This is a genomic window from Micromonospora tarensis (assembly GCF_016803395.1).
Taxonomy (GTDB): domain Bacteria; phylum Actinomycetota; class Actinomycetes; order Mycobacteriales; family Micromonosporaceae; genus Micromonospora; species Micromonospora tarensis.
On sequence record NZ_JAEVHL010000016.1, the window covers coordinates 1 to 16645 of the forward strand.

Here is a 16645-nt window from a genome sequence, read left to right on the forward strand (position 1 = left end):
AAACCGGCCCCATACGCCATCTCGGCGCTGGCCTCCAGCCGTCGGGACCACTCCGCCGCGACAGCAGACGGATCGACTGCGATCAAATCTGCTACCTGCGCACAGACGTCATTGACCGCGCCTTCATCATCGTGTACGAGCGTGCCGTACACGTCCAGCAAGATCGCCTGATACACAGTGAAACGCTACCCGACTGGATCTGACCCCGGTCGGTTGCCAGGCACCCCTCGTGCCGAAGCCAGCCATCACGGACCGGCGCAGCCGGCACCTTGTTGCGTACGCTCTTCTGCCGCTGTCGGTGCGCGATCGGCCGGGCTGCAGGTTCCCGGACTTTGGCCAGTTGGACCTGTGCGTGTTCGGCGGCATGTCTGGTGCGTATCGTCCCACGTCGCCTATCGTCAGCACATTGGCGAGCTGGCGGAAGGTCATTGACTGGCTGGGAAGTGTGTCTTGGAGAAGGTCCGGATGGCGCCACTGATCCAGCCGAACGATCTCTGGGATGTCGGCCGGGATGCGCCGTCGCAGCTCGACTTCGTCGGCTAGGAGCAGCTCCCGGTGGTCTGGGACGAGTGGGCGAAGCACGTCGAAACCCGACTGGTACGCCATCCCGACGCAAGGACGGGCCGGCTCACCGCCCCCGGCGCCCGGTGGGCCGGGATCTCCGCGGCCCAGGGGAACTGGGCAGTTGGCCGCATCGGCACCGGCACCGAGGACGAGGACAGCACCCTGGTGCGCTGGGACCTGCGGACCGGCGTGGCGGCCGCCGTGCACCCGGCGCTGGTGTCAACGCAGGACGTCAACAGTCGAGGCGCGGTGCTCGGCGACCGAGTCGTCGACCACGGCGACCGGCTCGTCCCCCTAGCCGGCGCCATTCCCGGTGTCCAAGCCCCCTTCGCCTGGGAAATCGCGGATAACGGCCTCGTCGTAGGCTCCTTCAACGGGGGATCCCGACTACGCCCAGCGCGCTGGATCAACTGTTGAAATAGTCGGCACCACGTCTTGTGTGTTCCTCTGGTCGGAGGCCGTGAATGCGCCGAAGGGTCCTCAAGCACCGGCAGTCACGGAGGCGGCTCCAGTAACCGTAGGCTCCACAGTCGTGCCCAGCGCCCTGACCGAGCAGGCTCGGTGCCTGGGGGTCAAGGGGTCGTCGGTTCGAATCCGGCCGTCCCGACGCCAGGTCGGCGTGCTCGCGCCAACCAGGGTCGTCTCTAGCGGAAGAAGTGGAAACGGCCGCCGCCCGCTTCGATCTCTCGGCTACTCCCGGATCTCCGAAGATCAGCCATCGGGACCGCTAGACCAGGTAGCGCAGCTTGAGCCGCAGTTCGCGCACTTCCTGCTCCACCTCCGACCCGGCGACGAGACCTCCCCCGGCGTTGAGACGGACCTGCGGCCCCTCCGGGTCGGGCTCGACGAGCCCGCAGGTCACGATGGTGTTCGAGACCAGTTCCCCCGGGTGCCCGCGAAAGATCCCGAGCACGCCGCTGTAGAAGCCCCGCCGCCGGTTCTCGAGGCGTGCGAGGATCTCCTGGGTACGGGCCTTCGGCGCGCCCACGATCACGCCGCGGGGGAACGAGGCGAGCAGGACCTCCGCCAGGGTGACGTCCGCCGGAACCTCCGCGAACACCTCGGTGTCGAGATGGGTGGTCGGTCCCACCACGTACGGTGCCAGCAGCGGGCCGGTGTGCACGCCGTCCGGCAGCGCGATCGCACCGAGGTCGCTGCGTTCGAGGTCGACGAGCATGACATGCTCAGCGAAGTACTTCTCCGTGTCCAGCGCCGAGCGGATCTGGGCCAGTTCCGCCGGGCTCCGCGGCGCCGGCGCCGTACCGGCCAACACTCGGGTGCTCAGCCGGTTGCCGCGCCACTCGACGTGCGGTAGCGAGCAGTTGCCGAAGAAGCAGCACCCACCGGCGTCGAACCAGTAGGAGTAGGTGGAGCGGCGGTAGCGCCGCGCCACGGCCGCGAAGTACTCGGGCAGCGGGGCCCGTGGTCGGACGCGAACGCTGACCGCGAGCACCGCCTGGTAGGACTCGCCGGCCCGCAACGCCTCCTGGGCCTCGGCAACGGCCTCGGCGTAGCGCCGCTCGTCGAAGTCCTCGAGCAGGTCGGTCAGCGGCGGGACGCCGCCGGGTGGATCCTCGTCGCCGGGCGGGTCCACCGGTCCGGGCTCGGCCTCCGGCTCGGCGAGGATCTGCCGTACGCGCGCTGCGTCCCGGCCCGCCACGGTGACCTCGCCGGCCGGGCCGAACCGGGCCGTCGTGCCGGTCACGGCGATCACCGCCAGCGGGCCGTCCGGACGGGCGGCCGGCGGCGGGCCGGGCAACACCGGGTCCCGCAGCGCCCACTGCAGGTCGTGGGAGAGCGCGACCACCACGTCGCCGACCCCGTCGGCCGTGGCCGATGCCCGCGATTCCCGCTCGTACGTGTCGAGCACGCCCCGGAGCCGGCCCGGCACGTCCCTGTCGCCGGCCTCGATCGTCGTCACCCGGTCGAGACCGGCGACGATCGTCGACCTGTCCGGCATCCGGTAAAGAAGGGTGCCACCCAGCACGTCGGCGAGCCGGGGCAGCAGCCGGTGGGCCCGGAGGTCCGGCGGAAACGGATCGAGGTCGTCCACGCTCATCGCCCACACCGTGAACCCGAACGTGTTCGGCCGGCGGCCGGGGCCGGCCAGCGCGGGTTCCCGCTCTCCGGCGCCCGGGGTGTGGTCCCCGACAGGGGCGAGCGGAACAGCCGCACGACGCGGTCCTCGCCACCGGGGACGCGGGTCTCGAACTCGACCACCTGGTCGACGCTCTCCGAGCGGGACGCGTGCCGGCGAGGTCGACGACGAGCGACCGGGCCCCCGACGTCGGAGAGCGGTTCTTCGGGCATGGTCGTCAACTTCCGCTACGGATGGCCAGAAAGTTTCGGATGATCTCCGCCCCTTGCGGTGTGGCCACCGACTCGGGGTGGAACTGCACGCCGAAGACCGGGAGAGTGTCGTGCTCGACCGTCATCACCGCGCCGTCGTCGATGGCGACGGCGGTCACAGAGAGCTCGTTCGGCACGGTCGCCTCCGCGACGTGCAGGCTGTGGTAACGCATCACGTCGGTTTCGTGGGGCAGACCGCTGAGTAGCCGGCCGCTCGCGGTCCGGCGCATCCGCGACACCGCGCCGTGCCGGACGGCCGGCAGCCGCTCGATCCCGCCGCCGAAGTACGTGCAGACAATCTGGTGACCCAGGCACACGCCCAGGATCGGGACCTTGGCTCGCACGGCTCGGTCCAGCACGGCGGTGCAGATCCCCACGTCCGTGGGGGTAGTGGGCGATCCCGGCCCCGGCGAGAGGATGACATGCGTGATGCCGGGCGGGATCTGCCCGGGCCCTGCCGAATTGCGCACCACCACCGGCTTGCCCTGTCGGCGGTGGACGAGGTGCACCAGGTTGTAGGTGAAGGAATCGAAGTTGTCGACGATCAGGACACTCACGCCGACCTCCGCACCGCCCGGCCATCGGTCTCGACCCGCGGATCGGGGCGGCACACGTGGACGACGGTCGCGATTGCTGGCTCGGGAAGACCGGCCCGCACCAGCGGGACGGGATCGGCCCCGGCCGGGCCGGCGATGGGCGGCCGGATCGGCTCACGGCCACTGATCACGCGATGGAGCATCTCTCGTCCCCCGTCGAAAAGGTTCACGAGCAGTGCGCACAACGAGGCGTCACGTCGGATGCCGGATGGAACGCCGGCATCGTCCGGGGATGACGCGAACAACTGCCGCCCGAGAAATGCTGCGCCGGTCGTGCGGCAGTCAATTGTGCGAACTTATTAGGGTACCGTCTGGGAAAAGTCGGCGCAGAAATGATGGATCGGATTGTTCGTCGGTAAGGTGGCGGCTGGGTGTCTGCCTGGCGCATTCTGGCCGCGTTAGCGGCGCTGTCAACGGATGCCTGGGTCGCCGGATTCCATGCCGAATGTTATGGTTCGGACACGAGTCAGGCTACACCCAGATCACATACGCGACAAGGGACCGCCTTCGATGGCTCCTTTCTTGACAACTGCATGGCCACGTGGTTCTATCCCCTCCGTACGAAGATTGCGGGGACTCGTCGCTGTGGCATGAGAGTGACAGGCCCTATGGTGCAACCTGGACTCGTGCGTCCGGAGCTACCGAGGGGGTTCAACTACTGCGGGGTTCACTGCACCGCTGCGGCAGTCGTAGCCGCGCCCTATCCCTAGTGACGAGCTGATCAGGCAAATCTCAGAGTAGTCATCCGCATGGCGACCAGGAGTGCAATGCCCCCACAGCGCCGACTCGACGCCCCCACCCCTTGGGGCAGGCGAGCCTTTGAATACGTGAAGTTCTTTGAGCTGAGGGAACATCACGCAACGTACAAGTTGCTGGATTGTGGCGCCGGACCGTCTTCGTTCGCGGCCGAGCAGACTGCCCTCGGTTGGGATGTCACCGCCGTCGACCCGACATATGCTCTGGATGAAACCGAGATCCGCGCCTCGGTGAGAGGCGGCGTCGAGTGGATGCGCGGCATCATGGTTGACGAGAAGGACCGGTTCTGCTGGGACTTCTACGGTGACGTGGACCGAGTGATGAAGCTCCGGCAGGAAGCGCTCGACCTGTTCCTGTCGGATTACGAAGAAGGGAAGCGGTGCGGGAGATACCGGGCCGGTGCGCTGCCGGTGCTGGATTTTGCACCCAGGACGTTCGATCTGGCGCTGTGCTCGCACTTGTTGTTCATTTACAGCGACTATCTCGACCTGGAATTCCATCTCCGTGCGCTCATCGAGCTCGGTCGTGTAGCGAAGGAGACCCGGGTCTTCCCGCTCATGAACATAGACGGTCAACGGTCGCCGTACGTCTCTGCCGTTCTCGACAGGCTCGGCGATGCAGGATTGGACGCATCCCTCGAACCTGTCGACTTCGAGTTCCAGAAGGGCGCGACCTCGATGCTGGTGGTTCGCGACAACAGGTCGCCGGACTGCTGAGGAGAGCGGATCCGCTCACCCGTGCGGCGGCGTCGTGGCGCGGCAACTCCAGTCGCGTCGATCCTCGGGGATTGCAGGTGTCGTGCAGTCAGCAGGGCAGGGCGCCGGGCCCTGGAAAGCGGTGGGAACGTCAGGGGGACTGTGTCTGTCGGAGGTAGTGCGATGATCGACGAGGAAGCCGCTCACCGGCCGCTTGACGCGATCTACGCCCTGGTCCGCCAACCTGGCACACCACCGGCCGAGGCCCTCGCGGCGATCATGGAGGGTTACGCCGACCGGCCAGCCCTCGGCGAGCGAGCGACCGAACTGGTCACCTCGGCCGGACGTACCGAACGACGGCTGACGTCGAATTTCGACATCACCAGCTACCACGAGTTGTGGACCCGGGTCCGGGCGGTGGCCGCCGACTGGCAGCACCACCAGGCCAGCCCGCTCGCCGCCGGCGACCGGGTCTGCACCCTGGGCTTCACCAGCAGCGACTATGCCACGCTCGAACTGGCCTGCATCCACCTGGGCGCGGTGTCGGTGCCGTTGCAGGTCAGCGCCGCGCTCAGCCAACTGCGGTCGATAGTGGCCGAGACCCGGCCGCGCATCCTCGCCTCCAGCGTCGAACGGCTGGCCAGCACCGTCGACCTGGCACTGAAGTACGGCGACTTCCTGCGGCGTCTGATCGTCTTCGACCACGACCCGGAAATCGACGACGAACGAGAGACCGTCGAGGCCGCGCAGGCGCGTCTGGCCGAGGCCGGCAGTCCGGTCGTTCTGGAACCACTGAGTACGGTGATCGAGCGCGGGAGGGAGCTGCCGAGCGCTCCGCCGTTCGTCCCCGCACCCGGTACCGACCCCCTGGCCCTGATCGTCTACACCTCCGGCAGCACCGGCTCGCCCAAGGGTGCCATGTACCCGCAGAGACTGCTTCCGCAGATGTGGACGCCCTTCGGGTTCGACCGCGCCGACCTGCCCGCGGTCGGCATCCACTACATGCCCATGAGCCATCTCGCGGGCCGCTGGGCTTTGACGTCCACGCTGGCCAGGGGCGGAATCGGCTACTTCACCGCCCGCAGCGACCTGTCCACGCTGCTGGACGACATCACCCTGACCCGCCCGACCGAACTGATCCTGGTCCCGCGCATCTGCGACATGCTGTTCGAGCGCTACCAGAGCGAACTCGATCGCAACCCCGACGAGACCGCCGTCAAGACCTCCCTGCGGGAGGACTTCCTCGGCGGCCGGATCGCCCAGGTCCTCGTCGGCACGGCACCGCTGTCGCCGGAGCTGCGGGCGTTCATGGAGTCGATGCTCGGCATGACGATCAGCGAGAGCTACGGCTCCACCGAGTCGGCCCGGATCCTGTTGAACGGCAGGGTGTGGCGTCCGCCGGTGCTCGACTACAGGCTGGCGGACGTGCCGCAGATGGGCTACCTCCGCACCGACTCCCCGTACCCGCGCGGCGAACTGCTGGTCAAGAGCGAGACGAACATCCCCGGCTACTACCGACAGCCCGAGGCGACCGCCGAGATGTTCGACCAGGACGGCTACTACCGTACCGGCGACATCATGGCCGAGATCGCCCCGGACCGGCTGATCTACCTCGACCGCCGAAACAACGTGCTCAAGCTGTCGCAGGGCGAGTTCGTCGCCCCGTCCCGGCTGGAAGCGCTCTTCGTCGTCAGTCCGCTGATCCAGCAGATCTTCGTCTACGGCAACAGTGAACGTGCGTACCTACTGGCGGTGGTCGTGCCGACCGAGGAGGCGCTGGCCGAGGCCGGCGGGGACACCACGGCGCTCAAACCGCTGCTGGCCGGATCGCTGCGACGGGTCGCCAGGGACGCCGAACTCAACCCCTACGAGATCCCGCGCGACTTCCTGGTGGAGACCACTGCGTTCAGCACCGGGAACGGGCTGCTGTCCGACATCGGCAAGCTGTTGCGCCCCCGCCTCAGGGAGCGCTACGGCCAGCGCCTGGAGCAGCTGTACGCCGACCAGGCCGACGGACAGCTGCAGCAGCTGCACGAACTTCGTCGCACCGGCGCCCAGCGGTCGGTACTGGACACCGTCAGGCGTGCCGCACAGGCGCTGCTCGGCACAACCGGCACCGAGGTGAGCCCGGACGCGCACTTCACCGACCTGGGCGGCGATTCGCTGTCCGCGTTGTCCTTCTCCACCCAGCTCAGGGAGATCTTCCACATCGAGCTCCCGGTCGGCGTGGTCATCAGCCCGGCCAACGACCTGGCAAAGCTGGCCGCTCACATCGAGTCCGCACTCTCCTCCGGGGCGGAGCGGCCCACGTTCGCCACTGTGCACGGGGCCGGCAGCGTTCAGGTTCGGGCCAGCGACCTCACCCTGGACAGGTTCATCGACATGCCGACGCTCGACGCAGCCAGGGCCCTGCCCCGCGCCACCGGCCCGGTCCGGACGGTGCTGCTGACCGGGTCGAACGGCTACCTGGGCCGGTTCCTGTGTCTGGAGTGGCTGGAGCGGCTGGCCCCGGTGGGCGGGAAACTGATCTGCGTCGTGCGGGGAGGGGATGCCGCGGCGGCCCGTCAGCGGCTGGAGGTCGCCTTCGACAGCGGCGACCACGAGCTGATCGGGCGTTTCCGCCAGCTGGCGGCGCAGACCCTGGAGGTGCTGGCCGGCGACGTCAGCGAGCCGAACCTGGGTCTGGACCCGCGGACCTGGCAGTCGCTCACCGAGACCGTCGATCGCGTCGTGCACCCGGCCGCCCATGTCAACCACGTGCTGCCCTACGGCCAGCTGTTCGGGGCGAACGTGGTCGGCACCGCCGAGGCGATCCGGCTGGCGATCACCGGTCGGATCAAGCCGGTCACGTACGTCTCGAGCGGAGCCGCGGCACCGCCGCCCGAGCGGTCGGGCCTCGACGAGGACATCGACATTCGCGTCCTCGTCCCCACCTACCCACTGGACGACGCGTACGCCAACGGCTATGGGGCGAGCAAGTGGGCCAGCGAAGTACTGCTGCGCGAGGCGTACGACGCATGCGGCCTGCCCGTGGCCACCTTCCGGTCGGACATGATCCTCGCGCACAGCCGGTTCTCCGGGCAGCTCAACGTGCCCGACCAGTTCACTCGTCTGCTGCTCAGCCTGGCCGCCACCGGGATCGCGCCGGGCTCGTTCTACCGGGGCGACCCGGCGCGGGCGCACTACGACGGCCTGCCCGCCGACTTCACCGCCGAGGCCATCACCACCCTGGGCGAACAGGCCACCGACGGATACCAGAGCTTCAACGTGATCAACCCGCACGACGACGGCATCTCCCTGGACACCTTCGTGAACTGGCTGATCGCCGCCGGCCACCCGATCGAGCGGATCCCTGACTACTCGGACTGGTTCGTCCGGTTCGAGGCCGCGATCCGTGTCCTGCCGGACAGGCAGCGGCAGCACTCGCTGCTACCCCTGCTACACGCCTTCCGGCAGCCCGAGCCGGCCCGCCCCGGTTCGGTCATCCCCGGCGAGCGGTTCCGTGCCGCCGTGCGTGCCGCCGGCATCGGGGCGGACGAGGACATCCCGTACGTGTCCGTGCAACTGATCGGCAAGTACCTGACCGACCTGCGGCAACTGGGGCTGCTCTGACTCGAACTGCACCACGCGGCGGTACGGGGCGAGCGACTTGGACAACTGCCGGACGCCGAGCTGCTCGACCAGTCTCTCCAACCGACGAGTCGAGACGCCGAGCAGATAGGAGGTTGCCACCACCGAGACGAGAGCTTGTTCGGCTCGCCAGCGGTGCGTCGGCAGCCAGTCCGGAGGTAGCTGCCCTGCCGCAGTTTCGGCACCGCCAGGTCGATCGTCCGGACACGGGTGTCCCACTCCCGCACCCGGTATCGGTTGCGGGAGTTGACCCGCTCGTCGCTGCGCTGCCCGTAGCCAGCGCCGCAGATCGCGTCGGCTTCGACGGACATCAACGCTTGCGCGAACGTTTTGATCATCGCCTGCAACACGTCCGGCGACGCGCCCTCGAGCTGCTCGCGCAGCAGGTCAACACGGTTCGCACTCGCAGATTGTCGGTCGTGTGGTGGCGGCTGCGCCGATCGTTGGACGACGGCTGTCAGAGTGGGTCGAGGCGGCGCTTGAGCAGGCAGAACTCGTTGCCTTCTGGATCCGCGAGGACGTGCCAGGACGCGTCCGCGGGCTGACCGATGTCGACGAGTTTGGCCCCGGCGGCCAGGAGCCGTTCGAGCTCGGCGTCCTGATCGCGGTCGGTGGGATTGACGTCGATGTGCAGCCGGGCATGCCCGTTCTTCGGCTCGTCGACGCGGATGAGGAAGATCGTCGGCTGCGGGCCGCCAAACCCTTCGCGCGGGCCTACCTCGATGTAGACCTCCTCTTCGCGATCGAGCTCTACGAAGTCCAGGACCTCGCACCAGAACCGCGCCAGCACCTCGGGGTCGCGGCACTTGAGTACGAGCTCACCGATACGACATGCCATTGACGAAACCTACTCTCAGCATGGGAACTGCCGGGGTGGCCGCACGCGGATCTCATGGGCTCCCTACAGCGAGAACAAGATCGCGATCGTAGCGGGCCAGGTGAGCGGGCTGGAATTGATTTGAGGCCCTCGCCTGGCCAGGTCGCCAGGCGGGGGCCGAGAAACACGCCGGACGCGTGCACAGTGGTTCCATGGTCCATGCGGCCCATTCCCCGGCTCCTTCCCTGGGAAGGGAGGTGTGCACAGCCTCCCCGGGCTCGGGGCGTACCCGCTGTACCCGACAGCCGGTTCAACAGAGGTAGCGGCTGCACGCTGGCAATCGCGGGCGACCCACCCCCGATCCGGCTGACGGTCGACCGTGCGTGCCCTACGACGCGTGCCACTTGGACGTGACGCTGACTCTGGCTTGCCGTCACCGGCCCGCCTGGTCCTGACAGCACTGGCGGCGCATCGCCCGGAGAAGCCTGCCATTGAGTAGCACCGGTGCACTGCCGGCTACAGGGTGCAGCGCCGGTAGCGTCGTGATCATGCAGTTCGCAGGCCGCCGGAGAGCAACCAGCAGCCTCCACTGTCAGCCGTCAATGCCAGACGTATCGGCAGGTCACGAGTCAAGTCATCCGCTTTGATCAGCCACGCCCCACCGTTGATCAATGCGACGCCGAGTGTTGAACGTTTACTCCTGCGGCGAGGGTGCCAGCCAGGCCAGGGGCTGTCCGCTGAGGGCGGCGTCGGCAAGGCGGTGGGCGCTGGCGGTCTTCAGAGCGGCTCGGGAGCTGTCGATCCAGCGCTGCACGTTGTCGATGCCCTGGTGGCGGTACTCGACGGCTTGGACGAGGCATTCCAGCTTGTCAGCGTCCCGAGCGACGACAGCTTCCAGTGTCTCGCCAGCTTCGTATTCGCCGACTGCGGCGGTGATGACGTCGGCGACGGCGGGGGGACAGGCGGCGACCTGGTCTGCGGTGACGGCGGTGTTGGGCACGGCGGTGAGATAGCGCCTGGCGATGTGTGGGATGTCGGTGATTCGGGTTTCCTGGGTGTCGTGCAGGACGCAGAGCATCGACACTCGGGCTGGGTCGGCGCCCTCCATGGCGGCGAGCATCATTCCGATGAGCGCGGTTCGGAAGGAGTGCTCGGCGATGGACTCGGGTTGCTTGACGCCGGCGAACCACCACCCGCTCCGGGCGGCGCGTTTGAGCACGCCAGCTTCGAAGATGAAGTTCATCGCTCCGGCGGCGTGGTGATCGTCGGTCATCTGCCCGTCCCTGTGCCGGTGAGTCCGTCCGCCCGCAGGCTGTAGACGATAGAGGTTAGTTCCTGCCGGGACTGCGCCGAGATCCGGTCACTGTCCAGGAGGGGAACACTGCGGTCGAGGAGCGCCCGAGTCGCGGCGGGGTTGTCGAGAGCGAGACCGCGTCGTGCGGCCAGCAGAGCCCAGACGTTGTGGATGTTGAGGTCGACGAAGGGATGCCCTGGTTCGAGGCGATGGACCAGGTGCCGAAGAAGGATCGAGCCATGCCAGTCAGCGAGCGCTTCGGGCATGAAGGAGTCGTCGCGGTGGCGGTACGGGATCTCGCCCACCCAGTAGGCCGAGTAGTTTAGGGCCGCTCGCTCGCAGGCGTCGTCGGGATGGGCGCGGGCGATAAAGTCTCGTAACGGTTCCGGGTCGCCCTGGTTGGCGAGGGACGTGACGACGGAGCGGGCGTCGGACCACAGCGGTGACCAGCTGCGAAAGGTGGTCGTGCGGCGTGCTCGGGCGGTGGTCTGGGTGAGCCAACCTGCTGCTGCCTTGGTGGGGTCCATGCCGGCAAGGAAGCAGGCTTGTCTGTGCAGAAGCACGTTTCGATGCCGTCCGGCTGCGGCGCGATCGGCGAGTACGTGAAGGTGAGCGAAGAACGCACGCTGCTCGTCGACGGGCAGGTTCGGCCCGGGCGCGACTGGACCTCGCCGGGGATGGGCGATGGGTAGCCCTCTGGCGAAGGTCGGTGTCTGCCCCAGGACGGCCCAGAGGATCAAGTCGGTCAGACGGTGGGTGAGTACGGACCAGCCCAGCGGCTGTTCGGCGATGTCGCAGCGGTCCACATGTTTGTTGAGGACGGTGGCGAGGATGAGATCCGCCTCGGCGGCGTCCTCAAGCGCTGCGAGCAGGAGTGTGTTCGCGCCGAGCCGTCCGAGCCGGCGTCGGACGGCGATCGCCTGCCCGAGCGGTACCGCGGTGAATGGCCGGCGTCCGGATTCCCAGCTCTGCACGGTCACCCGATCGACGTCTAGGTCGACGGCGAGCTGCTCCTGCGTGAGCGAGACGGACTCCCGGATCAGCTTGAACAGGTAGCCGGTCACCTCGCCGCGATGTAGTGCTGATCGTCCGCGACCCCTCATGCGTCATCCCTACGTTGACCCGTGGTCGACGTTCCGCCGTGGACCAATGCTGCGGCCGCGCATCCGGCCTGCTCACTCGTACTGCGGGTGAGTCCAACCGCCGTCGTCGTGATCGTAGCGTCGCAGTTACCGAACGTTCCAGATCCGGTCCCGTGGTTCGGGGTCGGCCATGGAGTGCCGCCCGGTGGAGGGAGCCAGTGATGCGGGACAGGACACCACCGTGGCGACGAGTGACCTACGACCAGTACCTGATTGCCGTCGCGATGACCCTGGCACGGCGACACCGTCCGGCATGGTCGTGGCTCACGCCGTACCCGTGCTGTCAGGCGGGATGGGCGACCAGCCGGCAGGCGAAGTCGCTGTCGGCGGCGATGCTCCGAGGCCACGCGTGACCGCGCACGGCCCGGTGCTGCCGATCTGGAGTTGCGGCGGCTGCGATGCGCCCTGGCCCTGCCGCACACGGCAGCGCGAGCTGCGCGCCGAGTTCGACGACGCTCCGATCCCCCTGGCTCTCTCTACCTCGGTGCTCAGCTGGTGCGAGCCTCCGCGGACCTGACCTGGGTGCCGGCGGGTGCGCTGCACAAACGCTTCCTCGGTTGGATCCGATGAGCATCCTGCGACCGGGTGACGAGAAGTTCCACTACAGCGACGGCTCCCACAAGTGGATTCCACCAGACCCCGACTACGACCAGGAGGTCTGGGATGAGCAGGTCCGCCAGCACAAGCAAGGGCACCTGAGAAACGTGTCCCCGAAGGTACGGATCCAGCGCCTCGTCTGATGCCAGCAGCCGCCAGAAGGTCGCCGGACGACTGTCGGCAAGTACGGCCTTCGGCACGTACGAGACGAGCGCCTGGGTGCCCGCTTCCGGCGAGCGGCGCAGCCGCGTCGATGGGATCATGCCCTGGATTCAGGGATGTTCATCGATCGAGGGGGCGGCGGTGCAGCGAGCAGACAGATCAGCGACCCGACGGCGTACACGACAGGTCGCCGCCGGGGTGGTCGGCGCGTTGGCCGTCCTGGTCGCCGTTCCGGTGCCCGCTCAGGCGGCTACGTGGTCCCCGATCCAGGTGGTGTCGGAAACCGGTTGGAGCGGGCAGGACCAGCCCTTCGTCGCTGTCGACCGGCAGGGCGACTCGCTGCTCGCCTGGGCCGGCTGTGACAGCAACGCGAGCGGCTGCTACGACCAGGTGAAGGCGCAGACCGCTTCGGTCGACGGCGTGCTGGGGCCGGTCCAGACGCTCTCGCCGCTCGGCGCGTCCGCGTCCTGGCCCAAGGTCGCGTCCGACGACGACGGCGACTCGGCGGTGGTGTGGACACAGGACGGCCTGGTGGCGGGCCGCCGGGTGTCCGCGACCGGTGAACTGGGTCCGCTTCGGATGATCGCGACGTGGAGCGCGATCAGCCCGGCCGTCGCTGTGGATCCGTCGGGTCTGGCGTTGGTCACCTGGACGGAGATCCGCGACGGCGCGTACACGACGAAGGCCCGTTATTTCGGTGCGGACAGCTCCCTCGGCCCGGAGCTGACCCTGGGCGTCGGTGGCGACCAGCCGGTGGTGGCCGTCGACCGCGCCGGCACCGCGCTGGTCGCCTGGGCGGAGAACTACGAGCGGGTCGTCGCGCGGCGGGTCCGCCCGGACGGGGTCTCCGCCCTGCGGGCCATCGCCGGGGCGGCCACCGACGTCAGGTACGCCAGCGTCTCGGTCGCCCTGGACCGGGACGGGGACGCGGTGATCAGCTACCGGTGGTCGAACGCTGGTGAGCCGCCTCGACTGCGCGTGCGGCACTACAGCCACACCGACACGTTGGGCAGCGTCATCAGCGTGTCGCCGGCCGCCCACGAGCTGAGCCTCTTCGACGAACTCGCCGGCGATCTCGACGGTGACGCGGTGTTGACCTGGGGCCGTTGGACCTCCGACGGCACACAGGTCTTCGCTCGCTCGATCTCCAGTGCCGGTGCCCTCGGCGCGGTCACCAGGCTCGGCGCCGGCGACTGGCCGAAGGTCGCGCTGGACGATGACGGCGACGGTCTCATCACCTGGCAGGCACCCAGCCCGGACTTCTCGACCAGCCGGGTGCACGCCAGGACGATCGGACCGGACGGCGCGTTCGCGGCGGCCGAGATCCTCGCCCCCGACGGGCGCTACGCGCAGCCGGCGGCCAGTCCGACGGGACGATTCTCGGTGATCTGGCAGAAGGGGTCCTACCAGTACGACATCCGGGCGCGTTTCGGTGGGCAAGCGGGCTGACCCGACACCTCCATAGGAACAGCACAAACGGAGAACGCCCTGGCAGGGAGCATCGGCTGCCAGGGCGTTTCGACGTTCTTCCGGCTCGAGGCGAGCGCTGGACCGATTATCCGATTGTCCCCGTTCCGGATCGTCGCTGGCACGAGTGAGGCCCCGACCGCAGGTGGCAGCAGGCTTTGCACGCGCGAGTGGCCCTGCCAGACCCGGCGGCGGGAGCTGCGAGCCGAGGACGACCCGGTCTCGGTGTCGCTGGCCCTCGACGGCACCGAAGTGCGGCACCGACGACTGCGGCTACGCGATGGGCTACGTGGCGGCGGTCGTGCCAGCGAACGCCGTTGTTTCGACACGCTCAACTGCGTCGACGGCTGGCAATGGCTGTCCTAACGAAAGTCCGAAGGCGATGGAACGCCCCCGCCGGCCGAGGTCAGCGGGGACGCACTCGTTCGCCGGAAGCTACTACTCGGCACCGATAAGGCTGGGCGAGTCGCCCTCTCCCGACACCTTCGCGCTCACCAGTGAGGTGAGCACCGACAGCACCGCGGCACCGGAGGCGATGCCCCCGGCCGCTGCCCAGTCCGCCTGCCACGCGTTGAACACGACGTCGGCGCCCCAGTAGAGCAGCAGACCCTGCGCGGCGCTCTTCACCGCCCGCTCGGCGGCGGCCTTCCAGAACTTGGTGGTGAACATTGTGGTACCTCCAGGGGTAGGTTCATCGGACCGTCCATACGTCAAGAATGCCTGGTCAGGAGCGGTTCGTGCTTGCCGCGCTCTCCGGAGTCGTCGGTCGCTGCGGCACAGGCAGTGACCGGAACGCGCCGCGCGAGGAGGCGGTCGCTCGTCGGGTTGGTGAAGAAGGCTGGCACGGTTGCCGGCAGACGGATGGCGACAGCCCGCAGTCTGCCGGCGTGCCCGAAGCGTCCAGGTTCAGGGCCAACCCGTTGATGCCTCCGGCGACAGTGGGTGACCATCCGGCGTTAGGCATTGGCAGGCGTTAGGGCTGGCAGGTGCGGACAATGTCAAGAGTGGCACCCGCCTTCGTTCTGCACCATCACCGGAAACCTCGGCCGCACTTTGACTTGCGCCTTGAGGAGGGTGGCGTGCTGCGCTCCTGGGCAGTGCCCCGTGGCCTGCCGGACAGTCCCGGCCAGAACCGTCTCGCGATCGCCGTGCCGGACCACGACCTCGAGCACCTCAGGTACGAGGATGCGGACAAGTCGATCGCCGACATCGGCACGTGGGAGGAGCACGACCGCACCGACCGGCGAATGCTGTTCACGTTGCACGGCCGTGCCGGTCCCCGGCGGTACGCGCTCATCCGCACCGGTGAAAGGTTGCTGCTCCGGTTGACCAGAGAGCAGCCCTCGGGTGGGCGCGGCTAGAGGTCTCCCGCGAGGTCCGTTCCGGTCCGCTGAGGCGCCTAGCCCGCTCTCGGGTTTCTCGCAGGGGTTGGACCTACCATCGCTGCCACCGATCCGCACCGATCGAGCGCTGTGGTTGACCGGAGACACGCGTCACCTCGGCCAACCTGAGCTGACGACTCTTGGCTCTCGGCCGACGACATGAACGCGTTGGCTCCGTCCACCGCGAAGGCCCTGGCCGGGACGCAGGTCCCCGCCAGGGCCTTTGCTGTCCCTCCCCAGGGCCACGAAGCGCGGTGGGGCCATCCATGGGCCATTGGTAACAATTCTTCTGAACGTCGACGGCGTTATCCGCGATCTCTGTCACCCCGCTCAGGGAGCGTTAGGCGGCAACCTGCCCTCTGCTTACCCCGGTGAAGTCCAGCCAGTAGTCCGTACCGTCGAGAACGTTCGTGGCAATCACTGTCCAGCTGTTTTGTGCCGCCCATTTGTAGCCGTTGCACGTGCCGGTGCGTCGGAAGCAAACTGCCACGTAGATGCCACGGTCGGTGGGCTTGATGTTGATGTCACTGCATGCCGTCGTCGTCCTCGCGTACCCGGTGACGGGCCAGTAGAAATAGTCGTTGTAGGCGTCGTAGCTCTTCGCGTTGCCGTAGCAGGACTGGATAACGATGCTACGGCCGTCGTTCGTCAGGCCTGGTGTGCCCTGCTCCTGAGCCGAGGTCGCGTCGTTGGGCGCACTGGCGTGTGCGGCACTGATTGGCGCGAACATGGCCAGGAATGTGATCGCTGCCGAAACTCCGGCGAAAATGCGCACCCTGTTTGGCATTCTGGTCCTCCCCGTCTCGACCTTGCCTCTGGTTTTGCGCGAGCCTGCACCGATGCTCAATAATTGATATCAGGCTTCATGTATTGATCGCTATCGCCACCCCTGTCGCAAGTGTGACAAGCTGGCTACAGCGGAATGGTGGAAATCGGTGATCGGAAGTCGGCGGGTGGACGTCCTGACCGGACGGCATGCGGCCGACTGTGCGGTCCTTGCCCCGGCGGCCGGTGTTCACATCCATCTCCCCGCCGTAGCCGATCCACAGTCCGGCGATCCATCGGCCGGTATTCGCGGCGGGACCCAAGGGGCGACCCGAATCGCTCCTGCCGACGATCCCTCCATGCCGAAAGGCGGCGAAACGTCGACATTGGCGCGTGGTGAACGACGGCTATCCCGGACGGCGCCGCTGC

General features: G+C 67.9%; 14 protein-coding genes and 2 pseudogenes. 7 read left to right on the top strand and 9 right to left on the bottom strand.

What is annotated here, in order from left to right; translation table 11 throughout:
• Window positions 1–126: 126 nt before the first annotated feature.
• Window positions 127–606: a DUF7003 family protein gene (locus JM949_RS39575; RefSeq protein ID WP_407664699.1), complete on the bottom strand. Its 480-nt coding sequence runs from the start codon at window positions 604–606 to the stop codon at window positions 127–129.
• On the opposite strand from JM949_RS39575, the gene JM949_RS05830 reads away from it, so the two are divergent.
• A complete protein-coding gene (locus JM949_RS05830; protein ID WP_203147416.1) occupies window positions 556–981 on the top strand; it encodes a hypothetical protein in 426 nt (141 codons plus the stop codon). The two genes, JM949_RS39575 and JM949_RS05830, sit on opposite strands and share 51 nt — an antisense overlap.
• Before the next feature lie 310 nt (window positions 982–1291).
• On the opposite strand, the gene JM949_RS05835 is transcribed toward JM949_RS05830, so the two are convergent.
• Window positions 1292–2623: a chorismate-binding protein gene (locus tag JM949_RS05835; protein WP_203147417.1), complete on the bottom strand. Its 1332-nt coding sequence runs from the start codon at window positions 2621–2623 to the stop codon at window positions 1292–1294.
• Between the two features lie 256 nt (window positions 2624–2879).
• On the bottom strand, window positions 2880–3470 hold the full coding sequence (locus JM949_RS05840) for an anthranilate synthase component II (protein WP_203147418.1): 591 nt from the start codon (window positions 3468–3470) through the stop codon (window positions 2880–2882).
• 866 nt (window positions 3471–4336) lie between these two features.
• Between JM949_RS05840 and JM949_RS05845 the strand changes: the two genes are divergently transcribed.
• Both JM949_RS05845 and car read left to right on the top strand, forming a co-directional pair.
• The gene (locus tag JM949_RS05845) at window positions 4337–4981 is read left to right on the top strand and encodes a hypothetical protein (RefSeq protein ID WP_203147419.1); all 645 of its coding nucleotides are present in this window, start codon (window positions 4337–4339) and stop codon (window positions 4979–4981) included.
• Between the two features lie 162 nt (window positions 4982–5143).
• The gene (car, locus tag JM949_RS05850; protein ID WP_238432661.1) at window positions 5144–8572 is read left to right on the top strand and encodes a carboxylic acid reductase; all 3429 of its coding nucleotides are present in this window, start codon (window positions 5144–5146) and stop codon (window positions 8570–8572) included.
• Between the two features lie 33 nt (window positions 8573–8605).
• On the opposite strand, the pseudogene JM949_RS05855 reads toward car, so the two are convergent.
• The 4 genes and pseudogenes from JM949_RS05855 to JM949_RS05870 form a co-directional block, all read right to left on the bottom strand.
• Window positions 8606–8976, bottom strand: a pseudogene (locus tag JM949_RS05855) (transposase); the annotation flags it as partial.
• Between the two features lie 71 nt (window positions 8977–9047).
• Window positions 9048–9428, bottom strand: a complete 381-nt coding sequence (locus JM949_RS05860; protein ID WP_203147420.1) for a VOC family protein — start codon at window positions 9426–9428, stop codon at window positions 9048–9050.
• Between the two features lie 673 nt (window positions 9429–10101).
• Window positions 10102–10680 (bottom strand): HD domain-containing protein, encoded by a 579-nt coding sequence (locus JM949_RS05865; protein WP_203147421.1) that lies wholly within the window; start codon window positions 10678–10680, stop codon window positions 10102–10104.
• Window positions 10677–11804, bottom strand: a complete 1128-nt coding sequence (locus JM949_RS05870; RefSeq protein ID WP_203147422.1) for a helix-turn-helix domain-containing protein — start codon at window positions 11802–11804, stop codon at window positions 10677–10679. The genes JM949_RS05865 and JM949_RS05870 overlap by 4 nt, the downstream gene beginning before the upstream one ends.
• 388 nt (window positions 11805–12192) lie before the next feature.
• Between JM949_RS05870 and JM949_RS36530 the strand changes: the two are divergent.
• The 3 genes and pseudogenes from JM949_RS36530 to JM949_RS05880 all read left to right on the top strand — a co-directional run.
• Window positions 12193–12410 (top strand): annotated as a pseudogene (locus JM949_RS36530) (hypothetical protein); the annotation flags it as partial.
• Entirely contained in the window at window positions 12410–12583 is a 174-nt protein-coding gene (locus JM949_RS05875; RefSeq protein ID WP_203147423.1) for a hypothetical protein, read from the top strand. The pseudogene JM949_RS36530 and the gene JM949_RS05875, both read left to right, overlap by 1 nt.
• A 160-nt stretch (window positions 12584–12743) precedes the next feature.
• Window positions 12744–14051: a hypothetical protein gene (locus tag JM949_RS05880; RefSeq protein WP_203147424.1), complete on the top strand. Its 1308-nt coding sequence runs from the start codon at window positions 12744–12746 to the stop codon at window positions 14049–14051.
• A 456-nt stretch (window positions 14052–14507) separates the two neighbouring features.
• Here JM949_RS05880 and JM949_RS05885 read toward each other — a convergent pair whose 3' ends face one another.
• Complete coding sequence (locus tag JM949_RS05885) at window positions 14508–14738, bottom strand: holin (protein WP_203147425.1); 231 nt, start codon at window positions 14736–14738, stop codon at window positions 14508–14510.
• Between the two features lie 326 nt (window positions 14739–15064).
• Here JM949_RS05885 and JM949_RS05890 point away from each other — a divergent pair, with 326 nt between their 5' ends.
• Window positions 15065–15430 carry a DNA polymerase ligase N-terminal domain-containing protein gene (locus JM949_RS05890; protein ID WP_203147426.1) on the top strand — a complete coding sequence of 122 codons (366 nt, stop codon included), beginning with the start codon at window positions 15065–15067 and terminating at the stop codon, window positions 15428–15430.
• Window positions 15431–15791: 361 nt separating this feature from the next.
• Here JM949_RS05890 and JM949_RS05895 read toward each other — a convergent pair whose 3' ends face one another.
• Complete coding sequence (locus JM949_RS05895; RefSeq protein ID WP_203147427.1) at window positions 15792–16226, bottom strand: hypothetical protein; 435 nt, start codon at window positions 16224–16226, stop codon at window positions 15792–15794.
• Window positions 16227–16645: the final 419 nt, after the last annotated feature.